We start from the raw sequence: 24,088 nt of genomic DNA, 5'->3' as shown, positions 1-24,088 counted from the left end.
GACCGGACGACCATGACGTCTTCGAAGCGAAACCGTGCCGAGGCCCTCCCGCAGGACCTCCAGGAAGCACTCCGCCGCCGACTGGCCGGACGGGCCGCCGCAGGCACCCCCGGCACCGCCGCCCGGCAAGCCATCCCGCGCGCCGACCGCACCCGGCCGCTGCCGCTGTCCTTCGCCCAGCAGCGACTGTGGTTCCTGGACCGGCTGCGCCCCGGCGACCCGCGCTACAACAGCGCCGTGGCGCTGCGCCTCACCGGCGCCCTCGACCACACCGCCCTGTCCGCCGCACTGGAGCACGTGGTGGCGCGGCACGAGGCGCTGCGCACCACGTTCGAGGAGAACGACGGCACCCCCGCGCAGACCGTGCACCCCGCCGGGCCGCTCCCGCTGCCCGTCCGGGACCTCACGGCCGCGGACGAGGCCGGGACCGACCCGGACGGTGCCCTGCTGGCCGAGTACGAGCGGCCCTTCGACCTGGAGGCCGGGCCGCTGCTGCGCGCCCTGCTGTTGCGGCAGGCACCCGACACACACGTCCTGCTGCTGACGGCCCATCACATCGTCACCGACGGCTGGTCCATGGGCGTCCTGCTGGACGAGCTGTGCACCGCCTACGACGCCCTCGCCCAGGGCGCGCGGCCCGCACTGGCGCCGGTGGCCACGCAGTACCCGGACTTCGCCGTCTGGCAGCGCGAGCAGCTGTCCGGCACCCGGCTGGAGCGCCAACTGGCGCACTGGAAGGAGAAACTGTCCGGGGCGGCCGCGTCCGAACTGCCGCTGGACCGGCCGCGCCGCGGCGAGGAGTCCGGCGCCGGCGCGGTGCACACCTTCACCGTCCCGGCGGCCACCACGGCCCGGCTCAAGCAGCTCGCGGCCGAGCAGCACACCACCCTGTTCACCGCCCTCGTCGCCGCCTGCCAGACCCTGCTGGCCCGCTGGTCCGGGCAGGACGACATCACCGTCGGCTCGCTCACCCCCGGACGCGGCCGTACCGACCTGGAGCGGGCCGTCGGGTTCTTCGTCAACACCGTCGCGCTGCGCACCCGCGTGGAGACGGGCGCTTTCTTCCGCGCGCTGCTCGCCGCCGCCGCGGACACCGTCAACGACGCCTTCGCGCACGGCGACACACCGTTCGAGCGGCTGGTCGAGGCCGTCGGGGCGACCCGCGAGGCGGGCCGCAACCCGCTGTTCGACGTGATGGTCCTGCTGCACCCCGCGCCACCCGTGGCGCCCGACCCGCACGGCCTGACCGCCTCTCCGGTCGCCGTGCCCCGGCGGGCCGCCACGTTCGACCTGAGCGTCGAGTTCGTGCCCGACGGGGACGGACTGACCGGTCTGCTGGAGTACCGCACCGACCTGTTCGACGAGGCCACCGCCGAGCGCATGGCGGAGCAGCTGCTGCGCACGCTGGACGGGGCCGCCGCCGACCCCGACCGCCCCCTCGGCGCCCTGCCGCTGCTCTCGCCCGAGCAGGAGCGGCAGGTGACGCGGGAGTGGAACGCCACCGCGCGCCCGGTGCCCGAGGAGACCCTGCCGGAGCTGTTCGCACGGCAGGCGGCCCGCACCCCGCACGCCACCGCCCTCGTCGCCGGGGAGGTCCGCCTCGACTACGCGGCGCTCGACGCGCGCGCCGACCGCCTGGCCCGTCACCTGGTGGCGCGCGGCGCGGGACCCGAGCGCCTGGTCGCCCTCAGACTGCCGCGCACCGCCGACATGATCGTGGCGATCCTCGCCGTCTGGAAGGCCGGCGCCGGCTACCTGCCCCTGGACCCCGCGCTGCCGGAGGACCGGGTGAGGTTCCTGCTGGACGACGCACGGCCCGCGCTGGTGCTGGACGAGGCCGCACTGCGGGAGGCCGGGGACACCACCGGTGGCCCGCTCGCCCCACCGCACCCCGACACCACCGCCTACGTCATCTACACCTCCGGCTCCACCGGCCGCCCCAAGGGCGTGGCCGTGACGCACCGGTCCGCGGCGAACCTCCTGGCGGGCCACCGCGAGGGCTTCGTCGCCGAGGCGGGCGGCGGGCCGCTGCGGGTGGCGCTGACGGCGTCGTTCTCCTTCGACACCTCGCTGGAGGGCGTGCTGCTGATGGCCGACGGCCACCCGCTGCACCTGGTCGACGAGTCGACCCGGCTGGACGCCGCCGCGCTGGTCGAGTACGTCGTCGAGCACCGCATCGACTTCCTCGACCTCACCCCCACCTACCTGCGCCAGTTGCTGCCCGCCGGACTGCTCGACGACCCGCGCCACCACCCGCGGGTCCTCATGCTCGGCGGCGAGGCCGTCGGGCCCGCCCTGTGGCGGGAGCTGGCGACGCGGCGGGACGTGGCCGCGTACAACTTCTACGGGCCCACCGAGTGCACCGTCGACGCGCTGGCCTGCCGCATCACGGGCGACGGCCGGCCGACCGTGGGCCGGCCGCTGGCCAACGTGCGCGCCTACGTCCTCGACGACCGGCTGCGGCCCGTGCCGCCCGGCGTCGGCGGCGAGCTGTACCTGGCCGGTGTGCAACTGGCGCGCGGTTACAGCGGGCGGCCGGGGCTGACGGCCGCACGGTTCCTGCCCGACCCGTTCGGCCCGCCCGGCGCCCGCATGTACCGCACCGGCGACCTGGCCCGCTGGACCGCCGACGGACGCCTGGACTACCTCGGGCGCGCCGACGACCAGGTCAAGGTGCGCGGCCACCGCATCGAGCCCGGTGAGGTCGAAGCGGCCCTGACCGACCTGCCCGAGGTCGCCGCCGCCGCAGTCGTCGCCGTCACCGATCCGCACGGCCACGTCCGGCTCGCCGCCTACCTCGTCCCCGCCGACAGCGACGCGCCGCCCGCCGCGGGCGAGGTGCGGGCGGCCGTACGGCGGGTGCTGCCCGACCACATGGTGCCCTCCTCCTTCACCGTCCTCGACGTCCTGCCGATGACGGTCAGCGGCAAGGTCGACCGGCGTGCCCTGCCCGCCCCCGACGTCGAAGGCGGCGAGCGCGAGCGCGAGCGGGAGTTCGTCGCCCCGCGCACCCCCGAGGAGGAGACCCTCGCCCGCATCTGGGCCGAAGTGCTGGGCGCGCGCCGGGTCGGCGTGACGGACAACTTCTTCGAGCTGGGCGGCGACTCCATCCTCAGCATCCAGGCCGTCTCCCGCGCTCGCGCGGCCGGGCTGCACCTGACCTCGCGGGACGTCTTCCGCCACCAGACCGTCGCCGACCTCGCCGCCGCCGCGTCCGTGCGCACCGCGCACGTGCCCGCCCCCCGGGGCCCGGCCGAGCGGGGACCGGCGCCGCTGACCCCCGTACAGGAGTGGTTCTTCGCCACCCACGGCCCGCTGCGGCACTTCAGCATGTCGATGCTGCTGGACCTGCCCCACGACCTGGACGAGCCGGCCCTCGAGCGCGCCCTGGAGGCGCTGGCCGCCCACCATCCGGCGCTGCGCACCCGCTTCGCCCGCTCGGGGGACACCTGGCTCCAGCACCCCGGCGAGGGCCCGGCCACCGGCCTGCTCACCCGCCACGACCTCTCCCGCGCCGCCGACCCGGCGGCAGAGCGCGAACAGGCCGCCGAGGCCGCCCGCGCCGCACTCGACCCGGAGACCGGCGCCCTGCTGCGTGCCGCCCTGCTGACCCGGTCCGGCGAGCGCCCCCGACTCTTCGTCACGGCACACCACCTGGCGGTGGACAGCGTCTCCTGGCGCATCCTGCTCGCCGACCTCGCCGAGGCCTACCGGCAGGCGAACCGGGGCGAGACGGTCCGGCTGGAGCCCGTCCCCACGCCGTTCACCGACTGGGCCGCGCACCTCTCGCGCCGGGTGCGCGCCGGCGACCTCGACGCCGACCTGCCGCACTGGGCGGCCGAGGCCGCCGAGCCCCGCACCCCGCTGCCCGTGGACCGCCCCGGCACCCCGTCGGCCGGCTCGGTGCGCACCCTCGGCACCCGCGTGGACCGCGCCACCACCGAGGCCCTGCTGCGCCGGGTGCCCGCGGTCTACCGCACCCAGGTCAACGACGTCCTGCTCGGCGCGCTGAGCCGGGTCCTCGCCGACTGGACGGGCGCCGAGCGGGTGACCGTCCTGCTGGAGGGCCACGGCCGTGAGGACGACACGCTGGACCTGTCCCGCACGGTGGGCTGGTTCACCGCCCAGTACCCCGTCACCCTCGCGCCCGCCGGACCGTCCCAGGCGCCCGACTGGGGCGCCACCCTCAAGGCGGTGAAGGAGCGGCTGCGGTCCGTGCCCCGGCACGGCCTGAGCCACGAGGCCCTGGCCCGCCTCGGCTCGCCCGACCCGGCCGCCCGCGCCCTGCGGGACGTGCCGCTGCCGCAGATCAGCTTCAACTACCACGGCCAGTGGGAGGCCGCCGACGGCGGGGACTTCGCCCCGGCGGGCGAGGCACCCGGCCGCGACATCGACGCCGGCGAACCGCTGGACCACCTGCTGGACGTCTCCGCCGTGGTCACCGACGGCGAACTGCGGATCACCTGGCACTACAGCGACCAGGTGCACGACGAGAACACCGTCCGCGACCTCGCCGACCGCATGACCCGCGCGCTCGCCGCGATCACCGAGCACTGCGCCCGTCCCGGCGCGGGCGGCCGCACCCCGTCCGACTTCCCGCTGGCCCGCCTCGACCAGGACCGCCTGGACCGGCTCGTCGGCGACGGCCGGGAGGTGGAGGACCTGCTGCCACTGACCCCGTTGCAGGAGGGCATGCTCTTCCACCGGCTGGTCGGCGGCCCCGACGACGTCTACGTCGACCAGGCGGGCCTGCTGCTGGACGGCGTCGCCGACCCGCACGCCCTCGCCGTCGCCTGGCAGCGCGTCACCGACCGCACGCCCGCCCTGCGTACCTGCGTGGTCTGGGAGGACGTCCCGGTGCCCCTCCAGGTCGTGCGCCGCGACGTACGGGTGCCGATCACCCATCTCGACTGGCGCGCTCTGAACGAGGCGGAACGCGCGGAGCGTCTGGCCCGGCTGCGGGCCGACGACCTCGCGCGGGGCATCGACCTCGCCGCAGCACCCCTGATGCGGCTGACCCTGGTCCGGCTGCCCGACGCCCGGCTGCACCTGCTGTGGACCTCCCACCACCTCATCCTGGACGGCTGGAGCCTCGCCCAGGTCCTGACCGAGGTGTGCGAGGAGTACGCGGCGCTCACCGCGGGCGCAGAGCCCCGGCCGCCGCTGCGGCGTCCCTTCGGCGACTACGTGCACTGGCTCGCCGACCAGGACCCCGACGCCGCACGCACCCACTGGCAGGGTGTCCTCGCCGCCTTCGCCGAACCCACCCCGCTGCCCGCCGACCGCCCCCTGCGCGAGGCCCACCAGGCCCGCTCCGCGGACGTGCACACGGCCGGCCTGGACCAAGAGACATCGGCTCGCCTCGCGCGCACCGCCCGCGAGGCCGGCCTCACCCTCAACACGGTCGTGCAGGGCGCCTGGGCCCTCCTGCTGGCCCGCTACGCCGCCCAGGACGACGTCGTGTTCGGCACCACCGTCTCCGGGCGGCCCGACGACCTGCCCGGCGTCGAGTCGATGGTCGGCATGTTCATCAACACCGTGCCCACCCGCGTCCGCGTCGACGCCGCGCGCCCGGCCGGGGCCTGGCTGCGCCGACTCCAGGACACCCAGGCCGAGTCGAGGCGATTCGCCGCCGTGTCGCTCGCCGAGCTGACCCAGCTGAGCGACGTGCCGTCCGGCAGTCCGCTCTTCCACAGCATGGTCGCCTTCGAGAACTACCCCTTCGACGAGGCCCGCACGGCCGGCTCCGGGATCCGGCTGGCCGAGGTGACCTCCCGCGACGCCACCAACTACCCGCTCGTCCTGCGCGCCTACCACGGCGAACGCCTCGGCTTCGACCTCGCCTACGACCCGGCCCTGTTCGACGCCGCGACCGTCCGCGCGCTCGCCGGCCGGCTGTGCCTGCTGCTCACCGGACTGGCCGACGGCATCGACCGGCCGCTGCGCACCCTGGCCTGGACGACGGCCGGGGAACGGCGCCGCATGCTCACCGACTGGAACGGCGCCGAGAGCGGCCGCCCCGCCGAGACGCTGGTGGACCTGTTCGAGGCGCAGGCCGCCCGCACCCCCGGCGCCACCGCCGTCACCTGCGGAACCGAGCACCTGGACTACGCGACCCTCGACGCCCGCGCCGGCCGCCTCGCCCACCGGCTCGCCGAACTCGGCGCCGGACCCGAGCGGTTCGTCGCCCTCGCCCTGCCCCGCTCCACCGACCAGGTCGTCGCGATCCTGGCCGTGCTGAAGACCGGCGCGGCCTACCTGCCGATCGACCCGAACTCGCCCGCCGAACGCATCGCCCACCTCCTTACCGACGCCGCCCCGGTGACCCTGGTGACCACCAGCGGCACCGCGGCCCGCGACGACGGCACCGGCGTGCCCGCCCTCCTCCTCGACGACCCGGACGTGGCAGCCGACCTGGCCCGGCGCCCGGCCACCGGACCCACCCCGGCCCGCCGCCCCCTCCCGGAGAGCCCCGCCTACGCCATCTACACCTCCGGCTCCACCGGCCGGCCCAAGGGCGTGGTGATCCCGCACGCCAACGTGGTGCGGCTGTTCACCCGCACCCGCCCGTGGTTCGGCTTCGGCCCGGACGACGTGTGGACGCTGTTCCACTCCTACGCGTTCGACTTCTCCGTGTGGGAGCTGTGGGGCCCGCTGCTGCACGGCGGCCGGCTCGTCGTCGTGCCCGACGAGACCGCCCGCTCCCCGGAGGACTTCCTGCGGCTGCTGGCCGACGAGCGGGTCACCGTCCTCAACCAGACGCCGTCCGCGTTCTACCCGCTGATCCGCGCCGACGCCGAACACCCCGACACCGGCGACCGGCTCGCGCTGCGCACCGTGATCTTCGGCGGAGAGGCCCTGGACGTCGGACGGCTCGCCGACTGGTGGGCACGCCACCCGGCCGCCGCCCCGCGCCTGGTCAACATGTACGGCATCACCGAAACCACCGTGCACGTCACCCACGCCCCGCTCGACCCCGCCACCGCAGCGAGCGGCCCCGCCAGCCCCATCGGCGTGGCCGTCCCGGACCTGCGGGTGTACGTGCTCGACGCGCACCTGGCACCCGTGCCGCCGGGGGCGACCGGTGAACTGTACGTGGCGGGGGAGGGGCTGGCCCGCGGCTACCTGGGCCGCCCCGGCCTGACCGCCACCCGGTTCCTCGCCGACCCGTTCGGCCCGGCCGGCAGCCGCATGTACCGCACCGGCGACCGGGCGAAGTGGCGGGCCGACGGCACCCTGGAGTACCTGGGCCGCGCCGACGCCCAGGTGAAGATCCGCGGCTACCGCATCGAGCCCGGCGAGATCGAGGCAGCCCTGCACACCCACCCCGGCGTCGCCGACGCCGCCGTCGGCGTGTTCGAGGACGCCTCCGGCACCCGCCGGCTGGTGGCGCACGTCGTCGGCTCCGGCGGCGCGACACCTCCCGCGGCCGAGCTGCGCGCCCACCTGGAGCGGCTGCTGCCCACCCACATGGTGCCCGCCGCCTACGTGCCGATGGAGGCGCTGCCGCTCACCGTCAACGGCAAGCTCGACCGGCGCGCCCTGCCCGCCCCGACGGCGGACGGCTACGCCGCCGACACCGAACGGACCCTGCCTCGCACCCCCGCCGAGCGGGCCGTCGCCGCCGCCTGGTCGGACGCCCTCGGGGTCGAGGACGTGTACGCCGGGGACGACTTCTTCGCGCTCGGCGGTGACTCCATCCTCGCCGTCCGCGTCACCGCCCGGCTGCGCGCCGCCTTCGGCCCCGACGTCTCCCCGAGACTGCTGTTCACCCACAGCACGGTGGCCGCGCTCGCCGCCGAACTGGGCGACCCGGCCCGCGACGCCTCCGCCCCGCTGGCCGACGCGATACCGGCGACCGCCCCGCAGACCGCGGCACCGCTGTCGTACGCCCAGCAGCGCCTGTGGTTCCTCGACCGGTTCGAGCCCGGCAGCACCGAGTACACGACGCTTTCCGTGCTGCGCCTGCGCGGCCCGCTCGACGAGCAGGCCCTGCGCACCGCCCTGAACGGCCTCGTCTCCCGCCACGAGGCGCTGCGCACCACCTTCGCCGAACAGGACGGACAGCCCCGGCAGCTGGTGCACCCGCCGCACCCGGTGGACGTCACCGAGGACGACCTCACCACCGCCCCCGACCCGCGGGTCGCGCTGGAGGAGCTGCTGGAGCGCGAGGCCGCCACGCCCTTCGACCTGGCGGCCGGGCCGCTGCTGCGTGCCCGGCTGGCCCGCACGGCGGCCGGCGAACACGTGCTGGCCCTCGCCGTCCACCACATCGTGACCGACGGCTGGTCGCTCGGCGTCCTCGGCCGGGACCTGGGCGAGCTGTACACGGCGGCCCTCGAAGGCCGCCGCCCCGAACTCCCCGAGCTGCCCGTCCGGTACGCCGACCACGCCGCCTGGCAGCGTGCCCGCACCGAACAGGCCGAGCGGCAACTCGCCCACTGGCGAGAGAAGCTGGACGGTGTACCGCCGCTGGAGCTGCCGACCGACCGGCCGCGTCCCGCCCTACGCGCCCGAGACGGCGCGCTCGTGACCTTCACCCTGCCCGCCGAGCTGACCGACCGGCTGCGCGAGCGGGGCCGGGAGGCGGACGCCACCCTGTACATGACCCTGCTGGCCGCGTGCACGGTCCTGCTGTCCCGCTGGGCCGACCAGGACGACTTCGGCGTCGGCACCGTCACCGCCGGCCGCGAGCGTCCCGAACTGCACGACGTCGTCGGCATGTTCGTCAACACCCTCGTGCTGCGCAACCAGGTGCGCCCCGGCATGTCGTTCCGCACCCTGCTGGAGCAGGTGCGCGAAACCGTCCTGGACGCGTTCGCCCACCAGGACGTGCCCTTCGAACAACTGGTGGACGCGCTCCAGCCCGAACGGGACACCAGCCGCACCCCCCTGTTCCAGGTCATGGTCGCCCTGCACAACCTGGGCGCGAAAGCACCCGCGCTGCCGGGCCTGGACGCCGAACCGGTCCTGCCGCCGGTCCGGCACGCCACCTTCGACCTGGCCTTCGACTTCGTGGAGAGCGACGGCGGCGTCACCGGCCACCTGGAGTACAACACCGGCCTGTTCGACGAGGACACCGTCCGCCGCCTGGCCGCCCGCCTGCGGCTGCTGCTGGAATCGGCGGTGCGGGACCCGGACCGGGACGTACGGGCGCTGGAGCTGATGACCGCCGACGAACGGTGGCGGACGCTGCACGACGGGCAGGGACCGCACCTCACCGTCCCGGACACCACCTTCCCCGCGCTGTTCGAGGCACAGGCCGCCCGCACCCCGCGCGCCACCGCGCTGGTGGCCCGGAACGCCACCCTTGACTTCGCCGACCTGAACGAGCGCGCGAACCGGCTCGCCCACCACCTGCTGGCCCGGGGCGCCGGCCCCGAACGGGTGGTCGCCGTACGGTTGCCGCGCACGTCGGGCCTCATGGTGGCGGTCCTCGCCGTCGCCAAGGCGGGCGCCACCCTGCTCTACCTCGACCCCGACCTGCCCGCCGAACGCGTCGCCGGACTCCTCGCGGACGCCGCCCCGCACACCGTGCTCACCGCCGACGCGCTGCGCGACACACCGTGGGACCGGCTGCCCGCCCACAACCCCACCGACCACGACCGCCCGGCCCCGCTGCGCCCGGACCACGCCGCCTACGTCGTCTACACCTCCGGCTCCACCGGCCGCCCCAAGGGCGTCGTCGTGGAACACCGCCACCTGGTCAACCTCTGCCACGACCACCGCGAAGGGCTCGTCGCCCCGCACACCGCGGACGGGCGGCGGCTGCGCGCCGCGCTCAGCGCCTCGTTCTCCTTCGACACCTCCTGGGAGGGGCCGCTGCTGCTCGCCCTCGGCCAGGAGGTCCACCTCGTCGACGAGGACGTACGCCTGGACCCCGAGGCGTTCTGCGCACAGATCACCGAACGACGCCTGGACCTGGTCAACGTCACCCCGTCCTTCCTGCGCGAACTCCTCGCCGCGGGACTCCTCGCGCCCGGCCGCCACCACCCGCGCGTCCTGCTCGTCGGCGGCGAGGCGACGGGCCCCGACACCTGGCGCGATCTGTGCGCCGCCGCCGGACTCGGCGTCACCGCCTACAACATGTACGGCCCCACCGAGTGCACCGTCGACGCCACCTACGGGCGGGTCGCCGACCACCCCGGCCGGCCGGTCATCGGGCGGCCCGGCGGCAACCTGCGCGCCTACGTCCTCGACGGCGCCCTGCGCCCGGTGCCGCCCGGCACACCGGGTGAGCTGTACCTCGCCGGCGCGCAGGTGGCCCGCGGCTACCTGAACCGCCCCGGCCTGACCGCCGCGCGTTTCCTCGCCGACCCGTTCGGCGCGCCGGGGGAGCGGATGTACCGCACCGGCGACCGCGCCCGCCGCGACGAGCGGGGACTGCTGGAGTTCCTGGGCCGCGCCGACGAGCAGATCAAGATCCGCGGGTTCCGCGTCGAGCCCGGCGAGGTCGAAGCCGCGCTGCTCGCCCACCCGGACGTGGCCGAGGCCGTCGTGACGGCACGCGAGCACCTGGGCCGGCTCATGCTCGTCGCCTACCTCGTGCCCGCCGGGGGCACCGTCCCGGCCGCCGACGAACTGCGCCTCACGCTGCGGCGCACCCTGCCCGACCACATGGTGCCGGCGGCGTTCGTGCCCCTGACCCGGATCCCCCGCACCGCCGGCGGCAAGACCGACCGGCGTGCCCTGCCCGCGCCGCCCGCGCAGCCCGAACCCGACGCCGCATACGTGGCACCCCGCCCCGGCACCGAGGAGACGCTGGCCGCGATCTGGGCCGACGTCCTGCGCGTCGAACGGGTGGGCGCGCGCGACAACTTCTTCGCGCTCGGCGGCGACTCCATCCTCAGCATCCAGATCGTCTCCCGGGCCCGTCAGGCCCAACTGGCACTGACCACCAAGGACGTCTTCCGCCACCAGACCGTCGCCGAACTCGCCCTGCGGGTGAGCGAGTCGACGCCGGTCACGGCCGACCCGACCGCCCCTGCCGAGGCGCCGCTCGCACCCATCCAGCGCTGGTACCTCGACGGCCGCGCCCCCGGCGACCCACTGCGCTTCACCATGTCGCAGCGCCTGGAACTGGCCCCCGGAACCGACCTGTCCGCCCTGCGTCACGCCGTGGACGCCCTCGTACGCCACCACCCGGCGCTGCGCACCCGCTTCCGCCGCACCGACGACGACTGGCGCCAGGAGGTCCTGCCCGGCGTCCCGGACGGCGTCGTCACCCGGCACGACGTGACCGGCCTGGACGGCCCCGCCCTGGAGGCCGAGACGGCCCGCCTCGCGGACGAGGCCCGCGCCGCCCTCGACCCCGCCGAGGGCCGGGTGGCGCGCGTCCTGATCCTCGACCGCGGCCCGCGACGGCCCGCCCACCTGCTGTTCACCGTCCACCACCTGGTCGTCGACGGCGTCTCCTGGCGGATCCTGCTGGCCGACCTGGAGACCGCCCACCGGCAGGCCGCCGCCGGGCACCCCGTCGAGCTTCCCCCGGCCACCACCGCGTACGGCCACTGGGCGGCCCGGCTGGAGGCCCACACCCGCTCCGGCGCCCTGGACGGCGATCTCGACCACTGGCGGCGCACCACGACGGCCCCCGCCGACCTGCCCGCGGGCCGGCCCGGCCCCAACACCCACGGCACCGCCGCCACGGTCACCGTGGGACTGGAGCCGGAGACCACCGAGGCCCTGCTGCGGCAGGTACCGGAGGTGTACCGCACGCAGGTCAACGACGTCCTGCTCAGCGCCCTCGGCCGCACCCTGGCCCGCTGGTGCGGGCGCGAGAGAGTGCTCGTCGGCGTGGAGGGCCACGGCCGCGAGGACCTCTTCGACGACCTGGACCTGTCGCGGACCGTCGGCTGGTTCACCGCCGAATTCCCCCTCGCGCTGACCGTCGCCCCCGACGCCGGCTGGCACGACACCCTGCGCTCGGTCAAGGAACAGCTGCGCGCGGTGCCCCTGCACGGCATGAGCCACGGCGCGCTGCGCCACCTCCTGCCCGGCAGCCCGCTGGCCGACACACCGGCACCGCGCATCGGCTTCAACTACCACGGCCGGTGGGACGCCGACGGCGGCGGCAGCGGCCTGTACGGCGCCGCCCTGCCCCCGGCCGGCTCCGACACCGACCCCGACGCGCCCCGGCCCTACCTGCTGGACATCACCGGCGTGGTCCAGGACGGCCTGCTCGAACTCGGCTGGACCTACCCGCCGGCCGTCTACGACGAATCCACCGTCCGTGCGCTCGCCGAGGAGATGTGCGCGGCGCTGCGCGAGATCGCCGCCCACTGCGCCCGCCCGGACGCGGGCGGACGCACCCCGTCCGACTTCCCGATGGCCGGGCTCGACCAGTCCGAGCTGGACCGCCTCGTGGGCGACGGCCGGCACGTGGCCGACGTCCTGCCGCTGACCCCGCTGCAGGCCGGCATGCTCTTCCACGGCCTGGTGGACACGGCGGGCGCCTACTGCGACCGCGTGGCCGTCCGCCTGGCCGGGGTGAGCGACCCGCAGGGCTTCGCCACCGCCTGGCAGCAGGTCGCCGACCGCACCGAGGCCCTGCGCACCAGCGTCCACTGGCAGGGCCTGCCGCACCCCGTGCAGGTCGTGCACCGACGCGTGGAGCTGCCCGTCACCCATCTGGACTGGCGAGGTCTGACGCCCGAGGAGCGCGCGGCGGCCACGGAGGAACTGCTCGCCGCCGACCGCGCGGCGGGCATGGACCTGACCACCGCACCGCTCACCCGCATCACCCTGGCCACGCTGCCCGGCGACGAGATCTGGCTGCTGTGGTCCTCCCACCACCTGATCCTTGACGGCTGGAGCACCGGACAGCTCCTCACCGAGGTGTGCGAGCGTTACGCCGCGCTCACCGGAGGCCGAGCGGCCCCCGCCCCGGTCCGGCGCCCGTTCGGCGACTTCCTGCGCTGGCTGCACGACCAGGACGAGACCGCCGCCGAGGCCCACTGGGCCGAGACCCTCGCCGGGTTCCCCGCCCGCACCCCGCTGCCGTACGACCGCACGCCGGCCGAGGAGCACCGCGCCCGCGCCGCCGCCCTGGCGCAACGGCAGCTGGACGAGCACCTGTCGGCGCGGCTGCGGCAGACCGCCGCCCGGGCCGGGCTGACGGTGAACACCGTGATCGAGGGCGCCTGGGCGCTGTTGCTGGCCCGCCACAGCGGCCGCGACGACGTGGTGTTCGGCACCACCGTCTCCGGGCGCCCGGCCGAACTGTCCGGCGTGGAGTCGATGATCGGCATGTTCATCAACACCGTGCCCACCCGCGTCGGGGCCCCGCGCGGGGGAGCGGCGTCCTGGCTGCGGGAGGTGCAGGAACGGCAGAGCGACACCCGGCGCTTCGACTTCCTCGCCCTGCCCCGCATCCAGGCGCTGAGCGAGACACCGGCGGGCGAGGCGCTCTTCGACAGCATGGTGGTGTTCGAGAACTACCCCGTCGACGAGTCCGCCACGGCCCGCACGGGCGTGCGGGTCGCGGAGGTGCACGCCGAGGACGCGCCCACCTTCCCGCTGTGCCTGCGCGCCCACCTCGGCGACCGCCTCGGCATCGACCTCGCCTACGACGCCGGACTGTTCGACGCGGACACCGCCGAACGCCTCACCGGCCGCCTCACGGTCGTCCTGCGCGCCCTCGCCGACGCCCTGGAGACCGACGCCGACGTCACCGGCCTGGAACCGCTGACCCACGACGACCGCGCCCTGCTGCAGCGGTGGAACACCACCGCCCGGCGGACGGTGCCGTGCAGCCCCGTCGACCTGTTCACCGAGCGGGCCCACCGCACCCCCGAAGCGCCCGCGCTGCGCGACGGCGACACGGAGCTGACCTACCGTCACCTCGACGACTGGTCCGACGCCGTGGCCTCCCGCCTCCTCGCCGAGGGACTGCGGACCGAGGACCGGGTGGCGCTGCTGATGGACCGCGGCGCCGAACTCGTCGTCGCCCAGCTCGCCGTCCTCAAGGCGGGCGGCGCCTACGTGCCCGTCGACGCCCGCGCCCCCGAGGACCGGCGCCGCACGCTGATGGCGCGGGCGGGCGCGACGGCCCGGTTGACCGCCGAGGACGTCGCCGCCACGCGCACTGCCGTGCCGGGCGCGCCCGTCGCCGTACCGGCGGACCCCGAGCGGCTCGCGTACGTGATGTTCACCTCCGGGTCGACCGGCGAACCCAAAGCGGTCGCGGTACGCCACCGTGACGTGGCCGCCCTCGCCACCGACAGCCGCTTCACCGGCGGGGTGTGCGAACGGGTGCTGCTGCACTCCCCGGTGGCCTTCGACGCCGCCACCTTCGAGGTGTGGGCGCCCCTGCTCACCGGCGGCTGCGTCGTCGTGGCACCCCCGCGGCCGCTGGACGCCGCGCTGCTGCGGCACCTGGTCCGTGACACCCCTCTGAGCGCCCTGTGGCTGACCGCCGGCCTCTTCCGTCTCCTGGCGCAGGACGCACCGGACTGCTTCACCGGTCTGCGCCAGGTGTGGACCGGCGGCGACGTCGTGCCCGCGGCGGCCGTCCGCCGCGTCCTGGCAGCCTGCCCCGGCCTGACCGTCGTGGACGGCTACGGGCCCACCGAGACGACGACGTTCGCGACGTCCTTCGCGCTCGCCGACGCCACCGCCGTTCCCGACACCGTGCCCATCGGCCACCCGCTCGACGACCTTCGCGTGCACATCCTCGACGGCAGGCTGCGGCCCGTGCCGCCGGGCTGCGCCGGTGAGCTGTACCTCGCCGGCGAGGGCGTGGCACGCGGCTACCTGGGCCGTCCCGGTGACACCGCCGCCCGCTTCCTCGCCGACCCGGCCGGCCCGCCCGGCACCCGCATGTACCGCACCGGCGACCTGGCGCGCCGGCGCCCCGACGGCACCGTGGAATTCCTGGGCCGCGCCGACGACCAGGTGAAGATCCGCGGCTTCCGCGTCGAACCCGGCGAGGTCGAGGCGGTCCTCGCGGCACACCCCGGCGTCACCGACGTGACGGTCCTGGCCCGCGAGGACCGGCCCGGCAGCCGCCGCCTGGTGGCCTACGTCGTCGGCACCCAAGACGTCACGGACCTGGGGGAGTTCGCCCGGCGCTCGCTGCCGGACTACCTCGTCCCGTCGGCGTTCGTCGTCCTGCCCGCGCTGCCGCTGAGCCGCAACGGCAAGGTCGACCGGGCCTCGCTCCCCGCGCCCGAGCCCACGAGCGGCGACCCACAGGGCGCCCCGGCCGAACCGCGCACCGACGCCGAACGGCGCACGGTGGAGATCTTCGCCGACGTCCTCTCCGGGCCGCGCCCGGGCGTGCGGGACGACTTCTTCCAGCTGGGCGGCGACTCCATCCTCAGCATCCGGCTGGCCGTCCGCCTGTCGGAGGCGTTCGGCACCGACCTGTCCCCGCGTGCGGTGTTCACCCACCCCACCCCCGCCGCCCTGGCCGCCCTGCTCACCGAGGAACGCCCCGGTGACTCCCCACCCACCGCGATCGTCCCGGTCACCCGTGACACGCCCGCCCCGATGTCGTACGCCCAGCAACGCCTCTGGTTCCTGGAGGAGTTCGCGCCGGGCAGCGGAGAGTACGTCACCGCGCTGGCCCTGCGGCTGCGCGGCCGGCTCGACGTGCCCGCCCTCACCGCGGCCCTGCGCGCCCTGGTCGAGCGGCACGAGGCGCTGCGCACCACCTTCGACGCGGTGGACGGCCACGGCGTGCAGACCGTCCACCCTGCGCGGGACGTGCCCTTGACGCTGCACGACCTGTCCGCAGAGGCCGGCCCCGACCGGGTGGAGCGGCTCGCGGACCTGCTGGAGGCCGAACGCGCCCGCACCTTCGACCTGCGGCGCGGTCCGCTCCTGCACACGGGACTGATCAGGCTCGCGGACGACGAGCACGTCCTGACGCTGACCCTGCACCACATCGTCACCGACGGCTGGTCCACGGGCGTGCTCACGGGAGACCTCGCCCACTTCTACCGGACCGAACTCGGTGCGGAAAAAGGCACGTTGCCGCCGCTGCCGGTGCAGTACGCCGACTACGCCCACTGGCAGCGCGGCCGCGGCACGGACGACCACCTCGCGTACTGGAAGGAGCACCTGGCCGGGCTGGAGACGCTCGACCTGCCCACCGACCGGCCCCGTCCGGCGGTGCGCACCCACCACGGTGCCACGGTCCGCCTCGCCCTGCCCCGCGACACGACCCGCCGCCTCGCCAGGGTGGGCCGGGACCGGCAGGCCACCCTCTTCACCACGCTGGTCGCCGCCGCCCAGGCCTACCTGGCCCGGCTGACCGGCGGTGAGGACATCACCGTCGGCACGGTCACCTCCGGCCGCGACCGCGCCGAGACCCAGCACCTCGTCGGGTTCTTCGTCAACACCCTCGTCCTGCGCTCCCGCGTCGAACCCGACCGACCCTTCCGCGAGTTCCTCGGCGAGGTCCGCGGCACCGTCCTCGACGCCTTCGCCCACCAGGAGGCGCCGTTCGAGCAGGTGGTGGACGAGGTACAGCCGGTCCGCGACACCAGCCGCACCCCGCTGTTCCAGGTCATGGTGGTCCTCCAGAACGCCCCCGCCGCCGCCCTCGACCTGCCCGGCATCGAGGTCACCGACGTCGACACCGAGCTGCGGCACGCCGCGTTCGACCTCACCCTGGAGTTCGCCGAGACCGGCACCGGGGAACTGCACGGCGTGCTCACCTACAACACCGACCTGTTCGACGCGGCCACCGCCGACCGCATGGCCGACCAGCTCGCCACCCTCCTGACCGCCGTCGCCGACGACCCCGACCGGCCCCTGGGCGCCCTGCCCCTCGCCACCGACGAGACGCTCAAGGCCGTTCTCGACCAGGGCCGCGGCACCGCCCGCCCCGTCCCGGCGGCGACCCTGCCCGAGCTGTTCGAACGACAGGCCGCCCGCACCCCCGACGCCGTCGCCCTGGCCGACGCCGACGGCCGCGAGCTGACCTACGCGCACGTCGAACGCGCCGCCAACCGGCTGGCGCACCGCCTCATCGCCCGGGGCGTGGGACCCGAGCGGATCGTGGCGCTAACCCTGCCCCGCAGCGCCGAGACGGTCGTGGCGCAGCTCGCCGTCACCAAGGCCGGCGGCGCCTTCCTGCCCGTCGACCCGGACTACCCCGAGCAGCGCCGGGAGTTCATGCTGCGCGACGCGGGCGCCTGCCTCGTCCTGGACGACCCCGCCGCCGTATGGGACGCGGACGGCCCGGACACCGCCCCCACGGACGCCGACCGCACGGCTGCGCTGACCGTCGACCACCCGGCGTACGTGATCTACACGTCCGGCTCCACGGGCACGCCGAAGGGGGTGGCGGTGCCGCACCGCGGCCTCGCCGCCTTCGCCGCGGCAGCCGCTGACCGCTACGACGCCGGCCCGGGCGACCGGGTCCTCCAGTTCGCCTCACCCAGCTTCGACGCCTCCGTACTGGAGCTGTGCGTATCCCTGCTCAGCGGAGCCACCCTGGTCACGGGGGAGGAGGGCCCCCTCGTCGGCGAGCGCCTCGCCCAGGCCCTCGCCGAGCGACGCGTCAGCCACACGCTGATCCCGCCCGCCGCCCTCGCGACGGTCGCTCCCGAGACCGCCGACGCCCTGCCGCACCTGCGCACCCTCATCGTCGGAGCCGAGGCCTGCCCCGCCCACCTCGTCGAACGGTGGGCCCCCGGCCGGCGGATGATCAACTCGTACGGCCCGACCGAGGCCACCGTCGTCGCCACCTGGACCGGCCCGCTCACCCCGGGCACGGGCGCCCCGCCCATCGGACGGCCCGCCGGCGCCACCCGCGTCCACGTGCTCGACGCCGCCCTGCGTCCCGTCCCGCCCGGTGTCACCGGCGAGCTCCACGTCTCCGGACCCGGACTGGCCCGCGGCTACCTCCACCGGCCCGGCCTGACCGCGTCCCGCTTCGTCGCCGACCCCTTCGGCGCCCCCGGAGAGCGCATGTACCGCACCGGCGACCTGGCCCGCTGGGACGCGTCCGGCGAACTGCGCTTCGCCGGACGCGCCGACGACCAGGTCAAACTGCGCGGCTTCCGCATCGAACCCGGAGAGATCGAGAGCGCGCTGCGCACCAGCCCGCTCGTGCGCGACGCGGTGGTCACCGTACGCGGCGGCGGCAGCGACCCGGACGGCCGCTCCGGCGGGCGGCTGGTCGCCCACGTCGTCCCCGCCGAGGGTTCCCCGGAGGCACTGCCGGGAACCGAGCTGCGCGACCACCTCGCCGGGCTGCTCCCGCCGCACATGATCCCCTCGGCGTTCGTGCCGCTGGCCCACCTGCCGCTCACCGCGAACGGCAAAACCGACCGGGGCGCGCTGCCCGAACCCGGCCCCGCCCACACCGCCACCGGCCCGCACACACCGCCGCGCACCGACACCGAGCGCCGCATCGCCCGCATCTGGGCCGACGTCCTCGGTGTGGCCGACGTGGGGGCGCACGACAACTTCTTCCATCTCGGCGGCGATTCGATCCTCAGCATGCAGGTCGTCTCACGGCTGCGGCGCGACGGACTGCACCTGACCACCCGAGACCTGTTCACCCATCAGACCGTCGCCGAGCTGGCCGGCGTCGTCACCGCCGCGCCCCGGCACTCCCGGCACGAAGCGGTCAGCGGAGAAGTACCGCTCACCCCCATCCAGCACTGGTTCCTGACCAGCCCGCGCGCCAGCCACGCCCACTTCAACCAGTCCCTGCTGGTGGAACTCGCCTCCGGCGTGGACGCCACCACCCTGGAAACGGCCCTCGACGCCCTGCTCGACCACCACGACGCTCTGCGCATGCGCTTCACAGCGGACCAGGACGGCTGGCGCCAGTTCAACCCGCCGGCGACCGACACCGACCGCGACCGGCTCCTGACCCACCACGACCTCAGCGGCCTGACCCCCACCGAGGCCGACGCGGCGATGGAGAAGACCGCCGACGACCTGCACACCGCCTTCGACCTGGCACGCGGCCCGCTGCTGCGGGCGGCCCTGTTCAACGGCGCCGCCGACCGGCCCGCATTCCTCCTCCTGGTCGCCCATCACCTGGTCGTGGACGCCGTCTCCTGGCGCATCCTGCGCGACGACCTGGAGGCCGCCTACCGGCAGGCCGCCCAGGGCGAACCCGTGACGCTGGGCGAACGCACCACCTCTTTCCGCGACTGGGCCCGTGGCCTCGCCGCGCATGTCGCGGCCGGTGCCCTCGACCACGAACTGCCCTACTGGGAACGCGCGGTGAACGTCGAGCCACTCCCGGCCGAGACACCGGCCGGGCCGGAGACGGGCGCCGTCGACACGCTCACCGTCGAACTGAACGAGGCGGACACCGAAGCGCTGCTGCGCGCGGCGCCGACCGCCTACCGCACCCGCGTCAACGACGTGCTGCTCGCCGCCCTCGCCCTTGCCCTGGCCCGCTGGACCGGCCACGAGGAGGTCCGCCTGGACCTGGAGGGACACGGCCGCGAGGACGTCCTGGACGACGTCGACCTGACCCGCACGGTCGGCTGGTTCACCACCGTCCACCCCGTCGCCCTCCACGTGCCGGACCCCGCCGACCTCGGCCCGGCCCGCGACTGGCGGACCCTGGTGAAGTCGGTACGCCGCCAGCTGCGCGCTGTGCCCGGAAACGGGCTCGGCTTCGGCGCGCTGCGCACCTTCGGCCCTCCCGAGGTGCGTGAACGCCTGGGGCGGGCCGCACACGGACAAGTCGTCTTCAACTACCTCGGGCAGTGGGACGCCCGCCCCGAGCATGCCGGTGACGGCGTGGTGCGCGCCGAGCACGGCTCGTTCGGCCGCCACCACGACCCACGCGACAGCGGGTCCCACCCGCTGGAGATCGTCGGCGCGGTCCAGCGCGGCCGGCTGTCCTTCACCTGGCACCACCGGCCCGCCCTGCACCCCACCGGCACGGTGCGGCGGGTCGCCGAGGACTTCGCCCAGGCACTGCGCCACATCGCCCACCACGCCCGCGACCGCCGGTGAGGCCCCGCCCTGTGGGCCGAGCCCCACCGCCGGCACCGCACGACCGACCCGATCCGCCGCCACCCGTCACGAACAAAGAGAGCGAGCCGACAGACATGGACGAGAACACCCGCTACCAGGTGCTGCGCAACGACGAGGAGCAGTACTCGCTGTGGCCCGCCGACGTCGAGGTCCCCGCCGGCTGGCAGCCCGTCGGCAAGGAGGGCACGGAGGCCGAGTGCTCCGCCTACGTCGACGAGGTGTGGACCGACATGCGCCCGCGCAGCCTGCGTGAGCGCATGGAGAGTGCCGAAGCCTGACGCGCTCGCGCGGAGTCACGCGGGACCGGGCCGGGGCGCGCCTTTCCGGCAGCGCGCCCGGCCCGGTCCGCCCGTCTGTCCGCCCATCCCGAGGAGCCCTCATGACACCGGTCCTGCACACCGCACGGCTCACCTTCCGCCCCTATCGTCCCGAGGACGAGGACGCCTTCGTGGCCCTGTTGCGCGACGAGGAGGTCTGCCGCTGGATGGGCCAGGAACGCGTGCCCGAGGCGGACATCCGCACGCTGTTCCGCACCATCCTGAAGGACGTCTACCCTCAGCGCCTGTTCGACGTGTGGGGACTGTGGCAGGAGGACGTCTTCGTCGGGCACGCCGAGGTGAAGAAGACCGGGAACGTCGACGGACACGAGCTGATCGCCGCCCTCGCACCCCCCTACTGGGGCCACGGCCTCGGCACGGAAGTGGTCCACGGCCTGCTGCGCCACGCCGCCGACAACCTCGGGTTGAAGGAGGCCTACGGCATGGTCGGAGCCGACAACGCCGCCAGCCTGGCCATGTGCCGCCGCCTGGGCTTCCGGCACGTGCGGGACGTGACCGGCGACGACGGGAAGGTGACCAAGCTGATGGTGATCGCGACAACGCAAGCCGAATGACCCAGGCGGGCCTCTCAGCCCGCCCTCGAGGCGCTGGGCACGGCCCTCACGTCGGTTTGATCACCCACGGCAAGTGGAGCCACGGGTGGAGTGAACCGGTCTGCAACGGATGCCGGGGACAGCACCGATGCCTTGCACGCTCACCGTGGGGAGCCGCCCTTCCAGGAGGCTGCGTCAGCAGCGGGGACCAACGGTCATATTGAGATGCCGACGACATCGATGCGGGCCTCTCAGTGCGACATCTCCGTCGTTTGCCAACGCCAGACCGCCGGACGGCATGATGCGATGACCAGTTCCGCGCCAGGGCCGGGGCAGCTCGTCACACTCAGACAGACCCTGATCCCGGCTGACGCCGGCTTACGCTGCCAGGCCGGGTTCCGTGTTGCCCCCTGGGTGTACCGCCCATGACCCGAGGACGCAGACACCCCAATGCGCTGGTCAAGTCCCTGAATTCAGCCGGACAGAAGCGCTGTGCCGCGATCGGAAACCGGACCGCTGCGCGGAGTCGCTGGCGATAGACAGGTCCGTGCACACAAGTGCCCGATGGGGGAGGGCGGGCCTGATGTTGGTGACGATCAACGTGGCGGTTCTGCTGGCGATCATCATCATCCTGCGGCTCCGTCGGCGTACGGAGGCCCGGAGCCGGTTCGACGAGAAGCTGACCGTCGCCATCGTGCTGGTCTTCGGCGTGCTGATCGCCCCGACAGCGTTCGGCCAGGGAATCCTGGACGTGATCGTTCAGGTGGTGCAGGGCCTCTCCCGGTCAGGGCGCTGAACGCGGCCGTGACTCAGCCGACACGCAGGACCGGTACGCCGAGGCCGCTGATGACGCCAACCGCGCGGGCCACTGGGTGCTCCAGCTGGTGTGACCAGTCCACTCACGGGCGGCGCATCCAGCGAAACGTCGAGAGTGCCCCTGCCCCTGTCACCTATCACCGGTACATGGTCAAAGCTGTGCTGCATGGCCTGGCCACCGCCCTTGTCGTTCTGTCCACGAGCTCCTCGCCAACGAAAACGGGCAGGCCACCACGGTGCTCGCTCCGCTTGCGCTCGTGCTCATCCCCCGCCCGCGCCGCCGGATCGGCTGGCCCCGCCCGCAGCGCCCCGGCCCCCGCTACCCGCAGGGCCCCGCCCGGCTCCCCGGCACCTGGAGCAGGCGATAGCCGATTCACCTGTCCTGGTTGAACTGGCGTCGGCGATGGCAGGCCATGGTCCGCCGCTTCTACGACCGGCGGTACATGATCGAGGGGCGGCCTCTGCAAGACCGCTCTCGAACCGGGCAGAACCCTGCCCTCCTCCCGCACCCACCCCGCCTCCGACAGGCTCACCCGAAGGGTCCGGAACGCCGGCCGCCTCACGTGATGCAGCCTGGCCACCGGGATGGCCGCAGCCGCCACCGACTTGATCCTCGAACCCCAGACCACCTGGTGGGCGGCGCTCTGGCTCATCCCCTGGTACCTCACAGGCCTCTCCAACCCACTCTGGGCACTCCTGCGCGCCCGCGAGAAAGCCGCTCAGTAATCAAAAAGATCAGTAAGACGCCCCCTCAGAACCGCGGCCGGGGGACCAGCGACCTTTGCCGTTACGTCCGCCTGTGCCGATTCCGCTAGGGCTGACCGGCGCCGAGGAATCCCATCCGACCAGCACGACGTTCAGCAGGATGCGGCACCGGTGCTGTCGACGGGCAGCACGGCATGGCGATGCGGAAGGCGCAGGCAGAGGCGGCCCGCCCGGCCTGACGGGCAGGGGCACAGTCGGATCGAGCGCGGGCTGGACCGCACCATCCTCGTCGCCGTATAGCGGGTGAGTGCCGGAACCCGTACGTCTCTTGTTCTCGCACGTCACCATCTTCGCTCGCACGTTCGGGCTCTGCTTCCGAACTCAAGGCGGCATAGTGACACATAGCACAAATACGCGTAGCCTAGCGCTCCCGGTCACCTTACGAACCGTCAGGGCAAGTAGCTGAAGGTGGACTTTGAGGCATTTAGAGGAGCTCCTTCATGCCTGACGCCGACCCTATGTATGCACGCAAACGCCTCAGTGTGCAATTGCAGGCGGCGCGCAAGAAGGTGGGGTACTCGCAGCCTGAAGTGGCCGAAGAGATGGTGTGGTCCTTATCAAAGGTCATGCGACTGGAGTCTGGCCGGACGAAGATCTCCATTACTGACCTGCGGGCTCTGATCAGTTTCTACGGGATCTCTGAGGAGAAGGCCACCGAACTGCTCGTCAGCGCTCAGGAAGCCCGACAGCAACCGTGGTGGCAGGAGTACCGCAACCTCCTGTCGGAGGGGTTCAAGGCGTACCTCGGTTACGAGGCGTCGGCGTCGGTCGTGCGAAACTTTGAGATCCTGTGGATCCCGGGGCTGCTGCAGACCGAGGAGTACGCTCGCGTCATCCTTGCCCAGTCCGCGGTGCGGGAGACGGAGGATCTCCTCGAGCTGCGGATGAAGCGGCAGGAAAGGTTGCTCCAGGAACCAGCAGAAACAGAGCTGCGCTTCTTGATTGATGAGTCTGCACTTCGGCGCGTTGTCGGAAGCCCCGCAGTGATGCGCGCGCAGGTGGAACACCTCCGGAGGATCGGGCAGCTTCCGCACGTACAGATCGGGGTCATCCCCTTCGGGGCCGGCCTGTATCCGCTGTTGCGCTCTCCGTATGTGATCTTCGAGTTCCCAAGCTCTGAACAGGACCGTGTGGTCTATCTGGAGAACCCGGACGGCAGTGTCATCCTCAGCGACAAAGCCACCACCGACGTGCAGCGCAGTGTCGAGGACCACCTCGAAGCCTTCTGGGAGGTGGAGAACCGGTACGCCATAGCCGTGATGGACTTGCAGGTGGCGCATGACCCAACGTAGATGATCACTTCATGTGGAACGCTGCGTGATCCCCCTGGATTGCCGAGAGGAAGTGCCGCCAGCCGGGGGCGCCCACCGCCAGCAACAACCCACCGGGCAGCTTGGAATCCCGCACAAACACGTCATCGCCGCTCAAACGTACTTCCACACAACCCGAGTTTTCGCTGAAAGAGCTTTTGCGCCAAGCAGGTACTAGATCCGACAAGTCCACCCTCCCCTTGTACACCCTGCAGATGAGGGCTGGATCGGCCACACGCGAGCGTATATGTACGAGCTTCCGATGGGGAGATCGGCGACCCAGCTGCAGATCGAGAACTCCTCCAGCGCGGCTCGGAGTGAAACACTGACACCTGACGGCAGTGGCCGCCACCTCCCTGACGGT

At 73.9% G+C, this 24,088-nt stretch carries 7 protein-coding genes; 6 read left to right on the top strand and 1 reads right to left on the bottom strand.

The features are described from left to right. Positions 1-12 precede the first annotated feature (12 nt). The 6 genes from ACZ7EG_RS25255 to ACZ7EG_RS25230 all read left to right on the top strand — a co-directional run bounded on the left by ACZ7EG_RS25255 (position 13) and on the right by ACZ7EG_RS25230 (position 23,706). Positions 13-19,941 (top strand): non-ribosomal peptide synthase/polyketide synthase, encoded by a 19,929-nt coding sequence (locus tag ACZ7EG_RS25255; protein ID WP_471083113.1) that lies wholly within the window; start codon positions 13-15, stop codon positions 19,939-19,941. A gap of 95 nt (positions 19,942-20,036) precedes the next feature. Continuing rightward, on the top strand, positions 20,037-20,240 hold the full coding sequence (locus tag ACZ7EG_RS25250; protein ID WP_471083109.1) for an MbtH family protein: 204 nt from the start codon (positions 20,037-20,039) through the stop codon (positions 20,238-20,240). A gap of 101 nt (positions 20,241-20,341) precedes the next feature. Continuing rightward, positions 20,342-20,854, top strand: a complete 513-nt coding sequence (locus ACZ7EG_RS25245) for a GNAT family N-acetyltransferase (RefSeq protein WP_471083106.1) — start codon at positions 20,342-20,344, stop codon at positions 20,852-20,854. A gap of 562 nt (positions 20,855-21,416) precedes the next feature. Further along, positions 21,417-21,629, top strand: coding sequence for a hypothetical protein (locus ACZ7EG_RS25240; protein ID WP_471083103.1), 213 nt, complete (start codon positions 21,417-21,419; stop codon positions 21,627-21,629). A gap of 605 nt (positions 21,630-22,234) precedes the next feature. Then, complete coding sequence (locus tag ACZ7EG_RS25235) at positions 22,235-22,375, top strand: hypothetical protein (protein WP_471083100.1); 141 nt, start codon at positions 22,235-22,237, stop codon at positions 22,373-22,375. A gap of 479 nt (positions 22,376-22,854) precedes the next feature. Continuing rightward, positions 22,855-23,706: a helix-turn-helix domain-containing protein gene (locus ACZ7EG_RS25230; protein ID WP_471083097.1), complete on the top strand. Its 852-nt coding sequence runs from the start codon at positions 22,855-22,857 to the stop codon at positions 23,704-23,706. 4 nt (positions 23,707-23,710) lie between these two features. Here the strand turns inward: ACZ7EG_RS25230 and ACZ7EG_RS25225 are convergent, their stop codons facing one another. Beyond that, a complete protein-coding gene (locus ACZ7EG_RS25225) occupies positions 23,711-23,917 on the bottom strand; it encodes a DUF397 domain-containing protein (protein WP_471083094.1) in 207 nt (68 codons plus the stop codon). Between the last annotated feature and the right edge of the window lie 171 nt (positions 23,918-24,088).

This window comes from Streptomyces sp. NPDC037100 (assembly GCF_055606225.1).
The sequence above is the reverse complement of the archived record's forward strand: the minus strand, read 5'-3'. Positions and strand labels throughout refer to the sequence as shown.

Bases quoted from the DNA above. Each gene is read 5' to 3' on its own strand.
- ACZ7EG_RS25235 (WP_471083100.1), top strand. From the start codon at position 22,235: ATGGCCGCAGCCGCCACCGACTTGATCCTCGAACCCCAGACCACCTGG.
- ACZ7EG_RS25240 (WP_471083103.1), top strand. From the start codon at position 21,417: ATGTTGGTGACGATCAACGTGGCGGTTCTGCTGGCGATCATCATCATC.
- ACZ7EG_RS25230 (WP_471083097.1), top strand. From the start codon at position 22,855: ATGCCTGACGCCGACCCTATGTATGCACGCAAACGCCTCAGTGTGCAA.
- ACZ7EG_RS25255 (WP_471083113.1), top strand. From the start codon at position 13: ATGACGTCTTCGAAGCGAAACCGTGCCGAGGCCCTCCCGCAGGACCTC.
- ACZ7EG_RS25245 (WP_471083106.1), top strand. From the start codon at position 20,342: ATGACACCGGTCCTGCACACCGCACGGCTCACCTTCCGCCCCTATCGT.
- ACZ7EG_RS25250 (WP_471083109.1), top strand. From the start codon at position 20,037: ATGGACGAGAACACCCGCTACCAGGTGCTGCGCAACGACGAGGAGCAG.